Genomic DNA, 18,978 nt, shown 5'->3' on the forward strand with positions numbered 1-18,978 from the left:
TATTATACCCCAATGGTTTAAATTTTGCAAGAAAAAAATCGGGATAAACTATAAAATAGTTTATCCCGATTTTCTTTGAGTAATTCTATCTACTGACTAATTCTTTTAATTTCTCTTCTATATATTCTTTTATTTCAATTTCCCCTATATATGTATTATCATCGGTAAAACTTGGCCTTACCCTAAAGAAATTTATTACAAGTTTATTATCCTTTATTACATACTCTTGTTTATGAAGGGGCGCAAATATTACTTCTAACTCTTCATACTTATCACTATCAATTTTGTCAACTAAATCTTCTAAATTCAATTTTTTTATAGGCTGTACCATTGAATTAGTGTACTCTAAATCCTCCATCATCCAAAGATTGTTATTCCAGAATTTACTTTCTTTTTTATTTTTGCTTGATAGAAGTTCTCTATTGGTTACAGCACTTAACACCTTTCTTACTGATTCAGCATCAAATTCATCATCATATGTAATAGTCAAACCTTCCATGTTTGCTATATCAGTAAGATATTTTTCTGAAACTTTTTGTCTTTCACTTGTTGATTGCCAAAAAAACAGCATAGCTTCTACTACTTCTAAGTTTGTTTTAATGCTCTGTACCATCTAAAACAGCTCCTTTCAATTTATAATCCCAAAGTAATTCTATCATATTTATACCAATATATTAATTATTAATTCGTAACAAAATAAAATTTCAATATCTAAATTTCTGTCTAGTATAAATAAAATTAGATCTATGGATGTGTATAGATAGTATATCTACCTCTGGATGGTTTTCTGAAGTAAAAGGTATGTTATTTCCTAAAGCTAAGTTACCGCCAGCATATAAACCTGAATAATTCACAAAAGCTTCATCTAATAGTTTTTCCTCCATTAAATAATAGAATATTGTGGGAGATTCCACAGCTAGATTATCTATCCCCATATCCTTTAAAGCCTTCATTCCTTTTTTTATATCAATTTTATAGTTGTCCCCTGAAACTATTATTATAACTTCATTCTTTCTTTTATCTATAGTACTCTGAATATTACCTTCCCCCGCTAAAACTTTAATATAAGACCTATTTATATTTTCTTTAATATATTTAAAACCTTCACCGGTTGTCATGATACAAATAGGTATTTCTTTTCTTTCGAATAATACATGGTCAAATGGTATCATTCTTCCCCGTCTAGAGATTATAATATTCCACGGTATAGGCTTTTTATTTAAAATATCCCCTCTAGCTTTAACTAAATCTAGGTCGTATACATGTCCTGATATGTTTTCTTCCACATTTAAAGTTCTTGTACCTAAAACTACACCATCTGAATATGTCCTTAATAAATTGACCATCCAAAGGTCCGCTAAGCCCCCATATGGATCTCCTTTATTCCCTTTTGATATAAGGGTACTTTTTAAACCATTATTAAATCCCAGTTTGCCATCCATGGTTAATACAATGCTACTGTACACATATGGTCTATGCCCTAAACTATTAGGAAAATAAATTGAGCCATATACTTCAGAAATCTTCTTAGGAATTTTAATATTAGATGCCCATTTATCTAATATTTTATTATTAGTATATATTCTATTTAATTTAATTTTTTCTTTTGGAAATTCTATATGTGGTAATTTCATAAACATCATCCCTTAAATATATTAAAAAACAGACTCAAAATGAATATACCCGTTGAGTCTGTTTTCTATTCATATTAACTTTTTATAATAAATTCATCAAATTTGTATTTTTCTAAAGGACTAAGCTTCACATTAATAAGATTATCTTTATGTACATATGCTAACTTTGTATATGATATTAATATCCAAGGCATATCAGCCATAATTTTTTTCTCAATATGTTTATATGCTTCAATTCGTTTTCTAGGATTTATAATTTTTTTTGCATCCTCTAGTAAACTTAACACTTCTTCATTTTTATATTTTCCAAAATTAGTGAAATTTTCAGGGTTAACAAGGGGTTGTAGGAAATTATCAGGATCTCCTGTATCTGCAATCCAACCTATGGAATAAATATCACATCTATTAATATTATCTACAGAAATATAATCTCCCTCTGCAACAATACATTCCACTTCAATGCCTATATCTTTCAAATCCTTTATCACATAATCTATATGTTTACCGTTATTCCCCTTATATGTTAGAACCTTTAATTTTTCCTTATTTTTATAATACCCTTCTTCTTTTAATATTTTTTTTGCCCTATTTTTATTATAGGATAAGTTAGGTAATCGATCATTGTCAATTATTTCAGGTGGAAATATTCCTTTAGCTTCTATACCCATTCCCCTATAGGCTTCATCTATTATTTTAATTCTATTTATCCCATAATTAATTGCTTTTCTTATATTTTTATTTCTTGAAAATATAGTATTTCTTTTAAAATTAAATCCCCAAAAATTAGTTGCCATCATAGTTTTAGTTTTTATTTTTCCCCTATAACTCTTTGATTTAACTTCTTCTAATTGTTTACCGTTTATTTTTCCAAAGTCATATTTCCCATTTAAATATCCCTCAGTTACATTATCATCTTTATATATTATGTTTATTCTATCAATATAAGGTTGTCCTCCAAAGTAATCTTTATAAGCTCTTAATATATATTTTTCATTATCCTCGTCTGTTATCATATACGGACCACAACCTATAAAGTCACCTTTTCTTAAAGCTTCTTTACTCAGTATTGAACAGCTACTTTGAGCTAAATTTAATAGGAATCCACTATAGGGGTTTGCTAATTTTATTGCTATTCTATATTTGTCTAATATTTTAATTCCTACTACATCTTTAGTTTTTCCATTATTATACTCTTTAGCTCCCTCTATCTCCATCAAAAACCAACTATTGGGAGAATCGAGTTTTTGATCTAAAATCCTTTCTAGAGAAAATTTCACATCATCAGCTGTTATCTCTATACCATTATGAAATTTAGCTCCCTTTCTTAAATTAAAAAACCAAGTTAAATTATCCTCTTTTAAGTACCAACTTTTAGCTACCCCAGGTAATATTTCTCCGAAATTCCCCATAAGTAATAGTCCACTGTTTATATTATTTAATATTGTACATGTATCCGTATCAAAAGCCATGGCTGGATCCTTTGTTTTCATTTTTTCAGCTATTACAGTTGTTATATTTTTGTCAGATTTAGTTGCATTGTAGCTTATTTCTTTGGTAGACTCTATATCTTTAGAAACTTCTTCTAAATTTTCCACTGTCATAGCCAACAAATTTATTGACGAATTAATTTGCTCTGTATTCATTGTCATTATTTCAATCATTGTCATTATTTTTTCCGCTACTTCATTTAGTTCATCTGTAGAGTATATAACTTCTTCTAAACTAGTTGTTTGCTCATTTATGGCACTATTGATTTCTTGGGTTAACTCTACTGTTTTTGTTATAGAATCTATTATCTGATTAAAAACTAAATTAGTATTATTTGCTATCTTTACTCCTTCTTCAACTTTAGCAGTACTTTTTTCCATGGCATTTAAAGTATTGTTAATGCTTTCATTTATTTTTTTTATTGTAGTAGATATCTTGCCTGCTGATCTATCACTTTCTATGGCAAGCTTCCTTACCTCATCTGCAACCACAGCAAATCCTCTACCATGTTCCCCGGCTCTAGCAGCTTCTATAGCTGCATTTAATGATAATAAATTAGTTTGAGCAGATATATCTTTAATGACACTAAGTATATTATTAATTTCAAATGCATGTCCACTTAAGGCGGTTACCTCTTCCTTGACATAATCCACCGATTCTTCAATTTCCGTAATGGCATCAATAGACTCGTCTACAGCCTTGTTACCCGCCTTAGCCATTTTAAGGGTATCCTCTACTATTTGTTCAGAATTAGCTGTACTGGCCACAACCTCCTCTGCTAGTGCTGAATGACTTTGAATTTTATCCATTACATTATCAATAAATTTGATCTGATTATTTACACTGTCTGAAACATAGTTAATATTATAAATTATATTCCCGGTTGCAAAATCCGACTCTTTAATTCTTTTTTTAAGCCTTTTTATGATTAGCCTTTGATTCTCTAATAATAATGCTGATTTGTTTATTTTTTCTTCTTGTAATGACACTTTATTATTTTGACCCGGCTGTTTTTGTTCTTTAATACTTTTTCCCCTTATCTTTTCTAATAACTTCAATTTTATTGCCCCCTAAATTAAATTACCCCACTATAATATTTAAAATATTAACACTTCACATTTAATTATATCATTTTTTGTAGTATTTAAAAACATTATTGTCTTAAAATGTAATTTGCCAGTTAAATTTTTACATTGACCTTTAATATATCACCTTGTTCTATAAAAAATAATAAAAAATAACTAAAGTTATTGAACCTGTAAAAATAAATATATCCCCAAGATTAAATATAGGGCATCTCTTAAAATTAAATCTAATAAAATCCACCACATATCCCAATCTAATTCTATCTATATAATTTCCCAAAGCCCCACCTAACATTAATATTAGAGGTAATACAAACATTTTATATTCTACATATTCATTAAAAACAAATATTAAAATGGAAATCATTATAATAGTAATCCCATTAATAATTTTTAAAAATAATCTTTTATTCTTTAATATCCCAAATGCCGCTCCATAATTTCTGGCTATTACTATTTTTATAAATCTTTTTTTAATAAATACCAAATCATTTTTCTTCATATAATGACAAATAGCTTTTTTTGTGAATTGATCTATTGATGTTATCATAAATATAAACAAGACATAATATATTATTTCCATCTAAACATTCTCCTCTCCATAATACTTTTTGACGAATTATAAAGGATTATTTAAAAATTAGTAGAATACTTATATTGTTCGATTATAATTTGGAGGTGATTATTTATGTTCAATACTCAAATATTGGGCTTTAGTTTATATAATATAGTTTATTATTTCTTAGTCTACTCATTTTTAGGCTGGTGTTTAGAAACAACTTATGTTACTTATATAGACGGCAAATTTACAAATAGAGGCTTTTTAAATGGTCCTTTCTGTCCAATATATGGTTTCGGTGCTACTTTAATTATAGTGTTATTAAATCCTATTGACAATGTTATTATTTTATTTATTGCAGCAATCATATTGACTACTATATTGGAGTATATAACAGGTTATGTTTTGGAAAAACTTTTTAATACGGTATGGTGGGACTATAGTGAAAGATTTCTTAATATAAAAGGGAGAGTCTGCTTATATTTTTCTTTAATCTGGGGTTTTTTATCTTTATTTCTTATTGTTATAATCCATCCTATTACTAAAAATTTTTTAAGACTAATACCTACATCATATGGAAGTATATTCATTTACATAATATCATTATATTTTTTAATAGATTTATCAATTACTATAACTTCTATAGTTGAACTAAATCTAAAACTAAAAAAACTAAATGTTTTATCTAATGAAATAAAAACAAAATTACATCATCTTAAAGATGTAACCGATGACAAAGAGGAGAGTATTGAAGCTAAAATTAAAGAACTTAGAAGAAGGTATAATAATGTAATTAGTAAAAGGATAAATCTTCATGCTAGATTGATAAAGGCCTTCCCAAATATAAGGTCTAATAAATTTAATCATATTTTAAAGGATGTAAAAAAGCATATAGAAAGGCTATATAAATAAAAAAACAACTATAAAGTATCGACAAAGTAAGCAAAAATGTCCGCCAGTCCTCGGATTTGGAAAATATAAAGAAACGGTCGAAAATAGAATTCCAAACTCGCTACGCTCAAACAATGGAATTTAAACGATTTTCTCCCTTATTCTATATTTTCACAAATCCTGCGTTATGCTACCATTTTTGCTTACTTTGTCTACATATATCTTATTAATACATTGATAAGTTGTAACTCTATTATTTAATTAATTGCTCTTTAAGTTTTAATGTTGCATTATAGGGATCATCTGAAGACATTATATATGACATTACGGCTATGCCGTCGGCTCCTGCATCTATTACTTCTTTAGCATTTAAATGGGATATACCCCCAAGTCCTATCACTGGAATATTAACTTTATTTTTTATTTCTTTTAAAAAGCTAAGTCCCTTTGGCTTAAGCCCTTTTTTACAATTGGTTTCATATATGTGGCTAGCCAACAAATAGTCAGCTTCTTTTTCACAAGCCATTATACTTTCTTCAACTTTATGAACAGAAACACCAACTAAGCCATTGTAATTAGTTTTTTTCTTAACAAAATCTTTATAGGTAAGATGTATCCCCTCTGCACTAACTTTTTTTGCAACTTCTATATTGCCATTTATAATAAGCTTTGTATCTGTATCTTTTATAATCTCTTTTATAGATAGTGCTATATTAAGAAGTTCTTTATCATTCAAATCCTTTTCCCTTAATATTATTACATCTACACCGACCATAACAGAATCTCTGATAACATCTAGATAATCTTTATTTGATATTTTTCTATTTGTTATCAAGTAAAGCATTAGTCATCTTCCCTTAAAATATTAATATTTTTCCCTTCCATTACTTTATTCATATTTCTCATTGAACACATTTTACCGCACATTGTACAACTATCTTCGTGTTCAGGAGTTGATTCGGCTCTATATCTTTTAGCCTTTTCAGGATCTATCGATAGTTCAAACATTTTATTCCAGTCAAGATTTTGTCGAGCTTTACTCATTTCATTATCCCATTTTCTAGCTCCATTTACTCCTTTAGCTATATCAGCGGCATGGGCAGCAATTTTAGATGCTATAATTCCCTCTTTCATATCATCAAGAGTTGGTAGTCTAAGGTGCTCAGCAGGTGTTACATAGCATAAAAAGTCTGCTCCATGACTTGCTGCAATGGCACCACCTATGGCACTGGTAATATGATCATAACCTGGAGCTATATCTGTAACAATAGGTCCTAATACATAAAATGGCGCTCCATGACATAATTTTTTCTCCATTACCATATTTGCTTCTATTTCATTTAAAGCCATATGTCCCGGACCTTCTATCATAACTTGAACATTTCTTTCCCAAGCTTTAAGGGTTAACTCCCCTAGTACCATTAATTCATGGATTTGACATGGATCTGACGAGTCATCTATACATCCTGGTCTACATGCATCCCCTAGACTCAATGTTATATCATATTTTTCACATATATCTAATAACTCATCATAATACTCAAAGAACGGATTTTCTTTATTGTTTAATTCCATCCAAGCATACATTAATGACCCGCCTCTAGATACTATATTTGTTATTCTATTATTTCTCTTAAAAACATCTGCCGTTTCCCTATTTATCCCAGCATGTATTGTTACAAAGTCAACCCCGTCCTTACCATGTTTCTCAACTACTTTTAAAAATTCTTCTGCCGTTATATCCTTTAATTCCTTATCATAAAACCCTACCGCATCATATATAGGAACTGTACCTATCATAGCAGTTGACATATCAACAAGTCTTTTTCTAAACTCTTCAGTTTTACCATATGAACTTAAATCCATTATGGCTTCTGCTTTCATATCTATTGCCTTTTGTACCTTATCAAGCTCCACATCTATATTACAACAGTCTTTAGATATACCTAAATTAACATTTATTTTAGTCCTTAAACCTTCACCTACACCTTCAGGACTTAAGGTTTTATGATTTTTATTCACTGGAATTACTATTTTCCCATCGGCAATTAAGTCTCTTATTTTTTTTGCATCGGTCATTTCTTTTTGAGCTACTATTTCCATTTCTTTAGTGATAATGCCTTTTTTAGCAGCATCCATTTGAGTTGTATAATTCATTTTATCTAACCCCTTTATATTTTATTTAAATTCTCATCCAATCTTTATATACAGGATGATAGCCTCTTTCATATATTGCTTCTCTTACTTCCTCAACAGTCCTTTTGTCTGATATTTCAAACTGACTTGTATCTTTATCAGATGATGTATGTCCTCCAACTGCAGTAGTAACCCCTGCAGACATTTTTGTGACCCCTAGTGGAATTAAGTTGTTTCTAAACTCTTCTTTTTCCCTTGTGGATATATTAATCCCTATATTATGTATAAATAATCTTGTCGCTAACATTATCTGAACTATATCCTTATCTGTAACTTTATACACATCATCAAAAACTCCCACATGGGGTCTTATCCTAGGAAGAGAGATACTTACATCTACATCTGAATATTTACCTTGTAAATATTTAGCATGTAACCCTGTCATGAAAGCTTCTTTTCTAAAGTCATTAAGCCCTAACAATGCCCCTATATTCACCCTTCGTATTTTACCTTTACATGCCCTCTCTGGTGCATCTAGTCTAAATCTATGTTTTTTCTTAGGCCCTGCTAAATGGACCTTATCATATACCTCTTCATCATATACCTCTTGATAAATTGTTAATCCATCAACCCCTGCCTCTATTACTTCTTTGTATTCACCCTCCGTTAAGGGATATATTTCAATAGTTACAGAGTGAAAATATTTTTTTAATATTTTAACAGCTTCTACTATATAAGAAACAGGAGTATGTTTCTTTGATTCTCCAGTTAAGAGTAATATATGCTTTAAGCCAGTTCTAGATATAGACTTTGCTTCTTCTTCTATTTCTTCCATGGTTAGTTTTTTTCTCTTAATCTCATTATCAATATTAAAGCCACAATAAGCACATTTATTCACACAGTAGTTGGCTATATACATAGGTGTATATAAAACTATAGCCTTTCCATGATGTTTTAATGCCAGTCCCCTAGCCCTATTAGCCATTTCTTCTATATATTTACTTGCTTTATTAGATAATAAAGTTAGGAAATCGTATTCATCAAGCTTATGCTTATTTAGTATTTTTTCAATATCATTATCTGTAATGTTTTCTGTTACTTTTTTGAAATCTATATCTTTGTATTTAGTATATACTTCATAAAACCCCATTACTTATCACCTTCGTTTAGAAAGCCTGTTAGTGGTGATGATGCCTTGGCTAATTTACTGCTCTCCCCTAACTTTGCCTGATATGCAATCCTTCCTGCTTTAACTGCATAGGAAAATGCCTTAGCCATATTTATCGGATCTTCTGAAGTAGCTATAGCTGTATTTACCAATACTGCATCGGCTCCCATTTCCATAGCCAAGGAAGCATCGGAGGGTCTTCCTATTCCAGCATCAACTATAATAGGAACTTCATTTATCTCATCAATAATTATTTGTACTAATTCCTTAGTCCTTATACCCCTATTAGTACCTATAGGAGATCCCAATGGCATAACCGCTGCTGCTCCAGCTTCAACCATTCTTTTAGCCGCCATCAAATCGGGACTCATATATGGAAGTACTATAAAACCTTCCTTTGCCAATACTTCCGTTGCTTTAATAGTCTCTTGATTGTCGGGTAATAAATACTTATTATCGGATATAACTTCAATTTTTACCCAATTTCCACATCCCATAGCCTTGGCAAGCCTAGCTATTCTAATAGCTTCCTCTGCATTCCTTGCTCCTGAAGTGTTTGGTAATAAAGTACATTCCTTAGGAATATATTCTAAAATATTTTCCTCTTTAGATTCTAGATCAACCCTTCTTAATGCCATAGTTACTACCTTAGTTCCACATGATTCTATTACCCTTGGTAAAATATCATGACTTGGAAACTTTCCAGTTCCTATTAATAATCTACTATCTAATTCATAACCTCCTATTGTTAATTTTTTCATATTATCATCTCCTATTAAACATCTTTTTCATCTAATATAAGTCTTAAAACCATATTAGCCTGATGATTGGCAGCAATTGAAACCCTAGGTGCCATTAATCCGCATCCTGGCTTTGCCTCTGATGTAAAGTCTCCAACCATATAAAATCTATCATTAACCTTTTTTGTTTTTATTGTATTATTGGAAAAATAGCCTGCAACTCCAGAAGCTCCCACGATATATTTATTTGGCAATTGGGATAAAACTGTATTAACAATCTCAGCCTTACATTTAGGATTATCAAAGGCTTCCACCACTATATCTACTTTCTGAAATACTGACTTTATATTACTTTGATCTAAATAAGCATTTTTAGTTTCCACTTCTATAAAGGGATTAATTTTATTTAGCTGATCCTTTAAGGCATCGGTTTTATACATCCCTATATGTTCAATATAATATTGTTGTCTATTAAGATTACTAGGCTCGACCACATCAAAATCTACCAATAATAATTTACCTACTCCTAATCTTGCAAGGGAAATAGCTATATTAGAACCTAATCCTCCTAGACCAGCCACTGCAACATATGCATTCTTAACCTTTTCATGAACTCCCGGAGTATGTCTTGAAACCATTAACCCCTCCAGCTCTTCATGGGATGGTTTTTCACCCCTTTTTATTAATGATATTTTATCCCCTTCTTTAACCTCTGTATCTTCTTTTATAATAAATCCATTTAATATTACAATATCAGCATCTGACTTATATTTGTCCCTAATACTAAAAGCCGTCATACCCCTATAAAATTCAATATTCTTTTCATTTACTATAATTTTCATCTTAACCCCCTCCCACAAAACTAACTATCTCTATTTCATCTTCGTGGATAATTATTCTCTCTGAATATTGCTCTTTTTTTACTATTTCATAATTTAATTCCACAACAACCTTATCTTCATCTAAATTTAACTTCCTAAGCATTTCAGATATTGTTATTCCAGCTTCCATATCTGATTTTTTTCCATTAATAATCATCTTTCTACCTCCCCACCAACAAAAGTGCTTACACTTTTGAATTTTAAATTGTAAATTATAAATTTTAAATTAAAAGCATATTAGCTTTTAGTATTTTTCTTACAACTTAATAGATAACCTTTCTCTTTAAATGAAATATACGTTTTTTAAACCGACATAAAAAAAGAGCTTACTTAAAGGTAAGCTCTATATACGCCAAGTATAGATTAAAGCTTCCCTTCGGTAGTATTAACTACATCAGGTTCAAAGGGTCAGGATATTATCCTTCTCAGCCACTTGGCCCCCCTAGCTACATATTCAATTGTTAACTTGACTCTATTATAACACTAAATAAATAATTGTAAAGTCATAATTTAATTATTTTTCCCAGTTTTAAAATAAATATACCTTTTTTTACTCCCTACCATGTAGTTTTTCTAATCTATCTTTTATTTCCTTTTCATATCCATTTTCAGTGGGATTATAATACTTAACTCCCTCAAACTCTTTAGGCAAATACTGTTGTTTAACAAAATTATCGGGATAACTATGGGAATATTTATAGCCCTTACCATGACCAAGTTTCTTTGAGTCTTTATAGGAAGCATCCCTAAGATGCATCGGCACAGGTCCAGTTTTTTTGTTTTCCACATCACTAAGGGCTTTATTTATTCCAGCATATGATGCATTACTCTTAGGGGCCCCTGCCACATATACTGCTGCTTGGGCTAAAGGTATTCTCCCTTCGGGCATACCTATAATATTTACTGCCTCAAAGGCAGAAATTGCTACTTGTAGTGCATTGGGATCGGCATTTCCCACATCTTCAGATGCACATATTATTATTCTTCTTGCAATATATTTAGGATCCTCTCCAGCATATATCATTTTACCAAGCCAATACAGTGTTGCGTCGGGATCAGAACCCCTCATACTTTTTATAAAAGCAGAAATAGTATCATAATGCTCATCACCATTTTTCTCATATTTTAAAGCCCTTTTTTGAACACAATCCTGTATTATATCAGTGGTAATTTTTATGACCCCTTCCCCATCTGGGTCTGTTGTCAAAACTGCAAGTTCCAATCCATTTAATGCTATTCTAGCATCTCCATTACTTACATTAACTAAATGAGACAATGCATCATCAGATATAATGGCATTAAACATCCCTAGTCCATCACTTTTATCTTCTAAAGCTCTTTTTATTATTTTTTCAATTTGAATATCATTTAAAGGCTCTAGTTTAAATACCATAGATCTTGATATTAGTGCCTTATTCACTTCGAAGTAAGGGTTTTCAGTGGTGGCTCCGATCAATATAATCGTACCATTTTCCACATGGGGTAATAATGCATCCTGTTGTGATTTATTAAATCTATGGATCTCATCTATAAATAAAATAGTCCTTTTATTATACATACCTAAGCTATCTTTTGCTTTTTTTATCACTTGTCTTATGTCCTTTACTCCAGAGGTTACTGCATTTAGCTGTTCGAAATCTTTTTTAGTTGTATTAGCTATGATCCTTGCCAATGTGGTTTTCCCAGTACCTGGAGGTCCAAAAAATATTACAGAACTTAGTTTATCCGCTTTTATAGCCCTATACAATAGTTTCCCTCTGCCAATTATATGCTCCTGTCCAACAAAATCATTAATAGTTTTAGGTCGCATTCTATCAGCAACGGGAGCAGATTTTTTCAAGTTATTTTCGGCACTTAATGTGAATAAATCCAACTTATCTCCTCCAATTTAACTTAATATTTCATTTATAACCTTTATAGAATAATCTATATCCTCTTTACTTATATGTCTGTGGGTTACAAATCTAATTATCTCATCTGTTACTTCCGATGTAAGTATTCCCCTATCCTTCATTTTTGCTACTAATTCATTTGATTTATAACCAGTATTTTTAACATTTATCATTAAAATATTTGTATTAATTGTTTCTTCATCTATTTCTATTCCGTCTATGTTGCCAAGTCCTTGGGATAAAAGTTTAATATTTTTATGATCTTCATAAAGTCTTTTAGTCATTCCTTCTATTGCTATTATACCAGCTGCAGCTAATATTCCAGCTTGTCTCATTCCTCCACCTAACATTTTTCTAAATCTTCTAGCCCTTTCTATAAATTCCTTATTCCCTGCCAATATAGATCCCACAGGAGCAGATAGTCCCTTTGATAAACAGCACATCAAGCTATCAGTATATTGAGTTATTTCTTTAACATCACAATCTAAGTATGTAGCGGCATTAAATACCCTAGCTCCATCTAAATGTACCGGTATATTATTGCCTTTAGCAAGATCATATATTTCTTTCATTTTCTCAGGGGGTACAACCACTCCACCTGCCATATTATGGGTGTTTTCCAGACAAATAAGTCCCGTCTGAGGATGATGTATATCCATATCTTTACATATAGCATCCTTTACATCATTTACGTTCATTATGCCATTATGACCTTTAATTGTTTTAGCCTGAAGTCCTGAAAGAAAAGATAATCCAGCTACTTCATATCTGTATATATGGGCCCAATCTTCCAGTATTATTTCTTCCCCCCTATTTGTATGACATAATAATGCCAGCTGATTACCCATAGTTCCAGTGGGTACAAATAGTGCTGCCTCTTTCCCTAACTTTTCAGCTGCTATTTTTTCTAATTTATTTATGGTTGGATCTTCACCATATACATCATCTCCCACCTCTGCTTCATACATAGCCTTTCGCATCTCTTCGGTGGGCTTTGTTAATGTATCACTTCTAAATTCTATTATTCTCATTGTAACAACTCCTTATATAGTATTCTATATTCAATTATATAACAAGTATTTAGAGTTAGTAAATAAATTCAGTATAGAAATTATAACTTTAACAGGCCAATTTAGCCATTAGAACTTTAGTATTATTCTTAAGTATGGTAAAATGTATTAGATTGATAGATTATTTATAAGGAGGATTTTTTATGGGGATTTTTGATAGACTAAAGAAAGTCGTTAAAGCCAATAAAAATGCTAATGTTAAACCTCAAGATGAAAGGAACATTTTCAATCTTAAAGTTGGAGATATTGTAAGTATTGAAGATGTTGATTATGAAGTTAAGGGGGTAATGAAACTTAATGATAGCGGTTGGAAATGGACAGAATATAAAATTAAAGATGCTAGGCAAACTTATTGGTTAAGTGTTGAAGAAGATGATGAAATAGAGATTAGCCTTAGTCATAAAGTCACTGCTATTACTACAGAACCCCCTAAGAAATATGAATATGAAGGTGTTACATATTATATGCAAGAGGGTAGCGAAGCTGTTGTAGAAGACGTTTCTGGAAAAATAAATGTTTCAAAGGGAGATAGGGTTGATTACTATGAGTATAGCGATAGTGATGATGAAAAACTATTGTCTATTGAAATATGGGACGGACAAGTGGAGATGAGCAAGGGAAGATGGATTGAAACTTTCGAAATAGAAATCTTCCCTGGAAGTTAATAATTTAAATACTTTTAGATACAGGAGGGTTAAAAATTGATCACCGTTTTACTACATTCCATTAAGGCCCTACATATATCTTTGGAAAGAAATAATATATATAAGTTATTAATTATAGGATTTTTAAGCTTAATAATATGTTCATCCGCCTTTTATTATTTTGAAAGTACTGCTAATCCTGAACTTACTTTTTCCAATGCCCTATGGTGGGGATTTGTCACTATCACAACTGTAGGTTATGGTGACTATTATCCAGTGACTCCGGCAGGTCAAATAATAGCTGTCATCTTAATGGTACTGGGGATTAGTGCCTTTGGCTTTATTACTGCTGCTGTGGCATCGGCTTTTGTTGAAAATAAATTGAAGGAAGGAATGGGTCTTATGGATATAAAGTTTGAAGATCATATAGTCATAATCGGCTGGAACAATAAGAGTGAAATTATACTAAAGGAACTTATTGAGGATAATCCCGATTCTAAAATTGTAATAATAGATAAAAGGGAAAAGCTTATATTAGATGAAAAGAACGTATTCTTCGTTCATGGTGATCCAACTAAAGATGAAACCTTAAGAAAAGCAAATATAGAAAAGGCCCACACTGTAATTGTAGTGGCCGATGAAAACCTAGAAGATGATAGAACTGCCGATGCTAGATCAGTTTTAATCTGTCTAGCAGTTGATAAACTTAATACAAATATTCATCTTATAGCAGAAGTATTAAATAAAGAAAATATTTCTCACTTTGAAAGGGCAAATGTGGATGACGTAATAATAAGTAGCGAAATGAGTAGTAGAGTAATGGTTAGGAGCGCTCTATATAAAAATGTAAGCCATGCTCTAAAGGAACTATTAACTAGTACCTATGGAAATGAAATTTATGAAACTAAAGTTAGCCCTGAAAATGTGGGTATGCCCTTTAAGAACTTAGTTTATAACTATGTGGATAAATACAATGCTGTTATAGTTGGAATAGCCAATAATGGAGTATTTTTAAATCCTAATAAAGATAGAATCACTGAGAAGGATGATATCATCATCTATATTTCAAAGGACAAACTATAAATGAAATGTATTTTATAATTATAACTTGATTATAGAGTATAATTACAAAAAGTAAGAAAAAATGGGAGCTATCCCTCAGGATTTGTGAAAATATAGAATAAGGGAGAAAATCGTTTAGAATTCCACTGTCTGAGCGGAGCGAGTTTGGAATTCTATTTTCCTCCGTTTCTATATATTTTCCAAATCCGAGGACTGGCGACCATTTTTCTTACTTTTTGTCTATTTACCCGTAAATATGAATATCCATAGTTTTTATTACTCTTTATCTTTAGCCATTTTAGCTTTTAATGCAGCTAATTCATCCATTGCTTCACTATTGTCTTCTTTTTCTAAATCTTCAAATTGTTTTTCTAAGTCGTCTCCTGACATCATTTCATTAAGTTCTTCCTCAGCATCTGCTTCATTTTCTATTCTGTCTACCTTTTCACTCATTCTATCAAAGGCATCAAATGCACCTTTGTCATTTAAACTTCCCATAGTTTTTTGGATAGACTTCTGAGCCTCTGCCCTTTTTGCTCTAGCAACTAAAATACCTTTTTTACGTTTAGCCTCTTCTATTTTATTACTTAATTCTCTTAATTTGTTTTTTAGCTTGTCAGTTGCAGCTTTTTGTGATTCCCATTGAGTTCTATATTGAGCTGCTAATTCTTCATGCTCTTTTTTACGGTTTAATGCAGATAATGCAAGGTTATCATCACCTTTAGATACAGCTAGTTCTGCCTTTTTAGCCCATTTATTTACTTGTAGTTCCTGTTCCTGTAATGCACCCTTTAATTTCTTTTCATCGGCTATTGCAGATGCAACTTCTTTTTTTGCATTATTATATTGTTCTGTCATATCAATAATTAATTGATTAAGCATCTTTTGTGGATCTTCTGCTTTAGAGATCATATCATTTACATTTGATTTTACAACTGTTTTGAACCTGCTAAAAATTCCCATCTATATTCCTCCTTAATTTAAGTATTATAAAATTATTCACTATATTTTGATAACTGTTTATAGTGATCCATAAGGGCCATTTCTATACTTTCAATAGTTGCCCTAAATTCATTTATATCTAAATTTTCGCTTTGTAATGTATCAACTATTACAACACTATCTTCTTCTATTGCATAGGCTCCATGAACTAATTCAGATGCATTTAATTCAAGTAGTTTTTTATAAAATTCTTCTCTGTTATTCTGTGGTACAGTCATTATTTTAACTCTAAACAATACAATAGGTTCTAGTAATTTAACCACAATGTTATCTATATGAGCTATATCATCTTCTATTAACCAAGTGCCATCATCAACTTCTTTAAAAACTAAATCCATATCAATCATGTAATTTTCAATAGTATCTTTAATGTTCATCCTAATACCCCCTCGTATATATTTAATACTAATCTTAATTATTATTAGTATATACCTTAATAGTTATAATTTCAATGGAATTTTATAATAAAGGTGGCTAAATCCCCACCTTCATTGGTGCAGGGTGCAAGGAACAGAGAGCAGGGATTTGTTCCATAAAAACTGGACTAGGCATGCCCAGTCCATACAATGAATCTATATATTTAATTTTTATTGAGTAATTTTATAAAGTTTTTTGATATAATTTACCTCATTTTTTATCCCCTTATATATATCGGTTTTCTTATCTAATTTTATTATTTCATCTAATTTCTTTACATTGGCATGGGTTATTAATTGCTCTTCTTCCACTGGTTCAATATAGTTTATTTTTGCTTTTTTATTTAACACCTCTTCTATTATTTTAATTGAATTATTGACAGTTAAAGTTTGTCCTTTTCCTATATTAAGTATTTCTTCCTTTACATCTTGATCTACAATCTCTAATATAACTTTACAAATGTCATCAACATATACAAAATCCCTTTTCTGCTCTCCATCGCCGTATACTTTTATTTCTTTATCTAGTAAAATATTTTTTATAAAGTGATGAAAGGCCATATCTGGTCTTTGTCTTGGCCCATATACTGTAAAAAGTCTAAGTATATCTATGTCCATATCATATATTTTTCCGTAGTAATGACATAGTTTTTCTCCTGCAAGTTTTGTAACCCCATAAAGAGATATAGGTTTCGTGTTCTGTAATTCTGACATTGAAACTTCTCCTCCGTCCCCATATACTGTGGATGAGGATGCATATATCAACTTCTTTATTCCTTTGTTTTTAATAGCCTCAAGTAAGCGTTGGGTAGATGTTATATTATATTTTATATATTCATCAAAATTAATTTCACTACACGTAGTAACTCCCGGAATGTCCGCCAGATGAATTATTGCCTTAATATTTAATCCTTCGATAAGTTTACTTATATCTGGATTTAGAATATTATTTTCTAAAAAAGTGAAGTCTGGATTCCCCTTACAATATCTCAAATTGAATCTTTTTATTTCTTCTGAATAATTATTATAAAAACAGTCTACCCCCAATACTTTATAACCTTTATTTAATAGTGTTTCACATATATTACTACCTAAAAAACCCGCAGCTCCTGTAACTAAAATCATAAAAATGCCCCCTTTTAAACATATATATTATTAATATATGTAAAAAGGGGACATTTTGATTATATTTATTCTGGGATATTAGGAAGTGTTGTATATTCACCCCTATGATTTCTAAGTTTGTACTCTTTATCGTCTTTATCTATAATGTAATAATCGGGCATAAGGGGTATTTTCCCTACATTTGTTGCTATTACATACATAGGCTGTGCTAACCCTGTTGTATGTCCCCTTAATCCATCTCTAATAAGTTCTGCTCCCCTTTCTACAGGAGTTCTAAAATGATCAATCCCTGGTGCAGGTTCACAATAAAATAAATAATAAGGCCTTATGCGAGTAGCTAAAAGTTTCTGATGTAGCTCTCTAAAGGTTTCTACATCATCATTTATTCCTTTTAATAACACCGCTTGATTTCCTACATTTACTCCACTGGATAAAAGTCTATATACTGCTTTAGAAGTTTCTTCTGTAATTTCTTTTGAATGATTACATTGGGTATTAATCCAAATAGGCACTTCATGATAGCCCCCTAACACCTCTAAAAGACCTTCATCTATTCTTTGGGGCAATACTATTGGAGTTCTACTCCCTATTCTTATCATCTCTACATGGGGAATCTCTCTCAATTTAGTAATTATATATTCTAATTTTTCATTTGGTAATAATAATGGATCTCCCCCTGTAACTAGAACATCCCTCACTTCTTCGTGTTCTTTAATCCATTCTAATCCTTCATCTACATCAAATCTTAAATTAATATCATGATTTACAACCACCTCTTTTCTAAAACAATGGCGACAATATATTCCACATTGATCAAGAACAGTAAAAGCTACCCTATCATGATATTGTCTTGCAATGGTATCTGGTCTTTCTTCCTCATTATCTCTATTCTCTTTCCATATCAAATAATCTTCAATACCGTATACATTTTCTTTTTCCTTAAGTGAAGGTACTACTTGTTTCCGGATAGGACAATTTGGATCATCAGTATCCATTAAAGAGGCAAAATAAGGTGTTGTCCCCCATTTTGTATCAAGTGTTTTAATAGCTTTCCTTTCATCTTCGGTTACATTAATAAACTCCTCAAGCCTCTCTAATGTGTTAACAGCATCTTCCAATTGTTCTTTCCATGAATCCATCTAACCTCTCCTTTATTAATTAATATTTAAAAAGACAGAAAATATA

General features: G+C 30.9%; 19 protein-coding genes and 1 riboswitch. Of the genes, 3 read left to right on the plus strand and 16 right to left on the minus strand.

Translation table 11 applies throughout. The features are described 5' to 3' along the window. Positions 1–85: 85 nt before the first annotated feature. The 4 genes from V6137_RS06990 to lspA all read right to left on the minus strand — a co-directional run bounded on the left by V6137_RS06990 (position 86) and on the right by lspA (position 4,790). Positions 86–613 (minus strand): TDE2712 family protein, encoded by a 528-nt coding sequence (locus V6137_RS06990; RefSeq protein WP_425447183.1) that lies wholly within the window; start codon positions 611–613, stop codon positions 86–88. 91 nt (positions 614–704) lie between these two features. Beyond that, positions 705–1,634, minus strand: a complete 930-nt coding sequence (locus tag V6137_RS06995; RefSeq protein WP_425447184.1) for a RibD family protein — start codon at positions 1,632–1,634, stop codon at positions 705–707. Positions 1,635–1,708: 74 nt separating this feature from the next. Beyond that, entirely contained in the window at positions 1,709–4,180 is a 2,472-nt protein-coding gene (locus V6137_RS07000; RefSeq protein WP_425447185.1) for an ABC transporter substrate-binding protein, read from the minus strand. Between the two features lie 160 nt (positions 4,181–4,340). Then, positions 4,341–4,790: a signal peptidase II gene (gene lspA, locus V6137_RS07005; protein WP_425447186.1), complete on the minus strand. Its 450-nt coding sequence runs from the start codon at positions 4,788–4,790 to the stop codon at positions 4,341–4,343. Between the two features lie 105 nt (positions 4,791–4,895). Here lspA and V6137_RS07010 point away from each other — a divergent pair, with 105 nt between their 5' ends. Then, entirely contained in the window at positions 4,896–5,678 is a 783-nt protein-coding gene (locus V6137_RS07010) for a putative ABC transporter permease (RefSeq protein ID WP_425447187.1), read from the plus strand. Between the two features lie 232 nt (positions 5,679–5,910). Here the strand turns inward: V6137_RS07010 and V6137_RS07015 are convergent, their stop codons facing one another. The 8 genes from V6137_RS07015 to ltaE all read right to left on the minus strand — a co-directional run bounded on the left by V6137_RS07015 (position 5,911) and on the right by ltaE (position 13,505). Then, a complete protein-coding gene (locus V6137_RS07015) occupies positions 5,911–6,501 on the minus strand; it encodes a thiamine phosphate synthase (RefSeq protein WP_425447188.1) in 591 nt (196 codons plus the stop codon). After that, positions 6,501–7,814: a phosphomethylpyrimidine synthase ThiC gene (gene thiC, locus V6137_RS07020; RefSeq protein ID WP_425447189.1), complete on the minus strand. Its 1,314-nt coding sequence runs from the start codon at positions 7,812–7,814 to the stop codon at positions 6,501–6,503. The genes V6137_RS07015 and thiC overlap by 1 nt, the downstream gene beginning before the upstream one ends. A gap of 25 nt (positions 7,815–7,839) precedes the next feature. After that, positions 7,840–8,943, minus strand: a complete 1,104-nt coding sequence (thiH, locus tag V6137_RS07025) for a 2-iminoacetate synthase ThiH (protein WP_425447190.1) — start codon at positions 8,941–8,943, stop codon at positions 7,840–7,842. Beyond that, positions 8,943–9,722, minus strand: coding sequence for a thiazole synthase (locus tag V6137_RS07030; protein WP_425447191.1), 780 nt, complete (start codon positions 9,720–9,722; stop codon positions 8,943–8,945). The genes thiH and V6137_RS07030 overlap by 1 nt, the downstream gene beginning before the upstream one ends. 14 nt (positions 9,723–9,736) lie before the next feature. Next, positions 9,737–10,543 (minus strand): sulfur carrier protein ThiS adenylyltransferase ThiF, encoded by an 807-nt coding sequence (gene thiF, locus V6137_RS07035; RefSeq protein ID WP_425447192.1) that lies wholly within the window; start codon positions 10,541–10,543, stop codon positions 9,737–9,739. A 1-nt stretch (position 10,544) separates the two neighbouring features. Then, positions 10,545–10,739: a sulfur carrier protein ThiS gene (thiS, locus tag V6137_RS07040; protein WP_425447193.1), complete on the minus strand. Its 195-nt coding sequence runs from the start codon at positions 10,737–10,739 to the stop codon at positions 10,545–10,547. 197 nt (positions 10,740–10,936) lie between these two features. After that, positions 10,937–11,036: riboswitch (TPP riboswitch) on the minus strand. Positions 11,037–11,132: 96 nt separating this feature from the next. After that, on the minus strand, positions 11,133–12,455 hold the full coding sequence (locus tag V6137_RS07045) for an AAA family ATPase (protein ID WP_425447194.1): 1,323 nt from the start codon (positions 12,453–12,455) through the stop codon (positions 11,133–11,135). A gap of 15 nt (positions 12,456–12,470) precedes the next feature. Then, positions 12,471–13,505: a low-specificity L-threonine aldolase gene (ltaE, locus tag V6137_RS07050; protein ID WP_425447195.1), complete on the minus strand. Its 1,035-nt coding sequence runs from the start codon at positions 13,503–13,505 to the stop codon at positions 12,471–12,473. 182 nt (positions 13,506–13,687) lie between these two features. On the opposite strand from ltaE, the gene V6137_RS07055 reads away from it, so the two are divergent. After that, positions 13,688–14,209: a DUF4178 domain-containing protein gene (locus tag V6137_RS07055; RefSeq protein ID WP_425447196.1), complete on the plus strand. Its 522-nt coding sequence runs from the start codon at positions 13,688–13,690 to the stop codon at positions 14,207–14,209. A gap of 36 nt (positions 14,210–14,245) precedes the next feature. Beyond that, a complete protein-coding gene (locus tag V6137_RS07060; RefSeq protein ID WP_425447197.1) occupies positions 14,246–15,271 on the plus strand; it encodes a potassium channel family protein in 1,026 nt (341 codons plus the stop codon). A 255-nt stretch (positions 15,272–15,526) separates the two neighbouring features. On the opposite strand, the gene V6137_RS07065 is transcribed toward V6137_RS07060, so the two are convergent. The 4 genes from V6137_RS07065 to V6137_RS07080 form a co-directional block, all read right to left on the minus strand. After that, entirely contained in the window at positions 15,527–16,213 is a 687-nt protein-coding gene (locus tag V6137_RS07065) for a PspA/IM30 family protein (protein WP_425447198.1), read from the minus strand. Between the two features lie 32 nt (positions 16,214–16,245). After that, complete coding sequence (locus V6137_RS07070; protein WP_425447199.1) at positions 16,246–16,629, minus strand: type III secretion system chaperone family protein; 384 nt, start codon at positions 16,627–16,629, stop codon at positions 16,246–16,248. A 210-nt stretch (positions 16,630–16,839) separates the two neighbouring features. Then, positions 16,840–17,793 (minus strand): NAD-dependent epimerase/dehydratase family protein, encoded by a 954-nt coding sequence (locus V6137_RS07075; RefSeq protein ID WP_425447200.1) that lies wholly within the window; start codon positions 17,791–17,793, stop codon positions 16,840–16,842. 65 nt (positions 17,794–17,858) lie between these two features. Next, entirely contained in the window at positions 17,859–18,932 is a 1,074-nt protein-coding gene (locus tag V6137_RS07080) for a KamA family radical SAM protein (protein ID WP_425447201.1), read from the minus strand. Positions 18,933–18,978: the final 46 nt, after the last annotated feature.

The organism is Dethiothermospora halolimnae, from assembly GCF_037577855.1.
GTDB classification, from domain to species: Bacteria; Bacillota; Clostridia; order Tissierellales; family VENL01; genus Dethiothermospora; species Dethiothermospora halolimnae.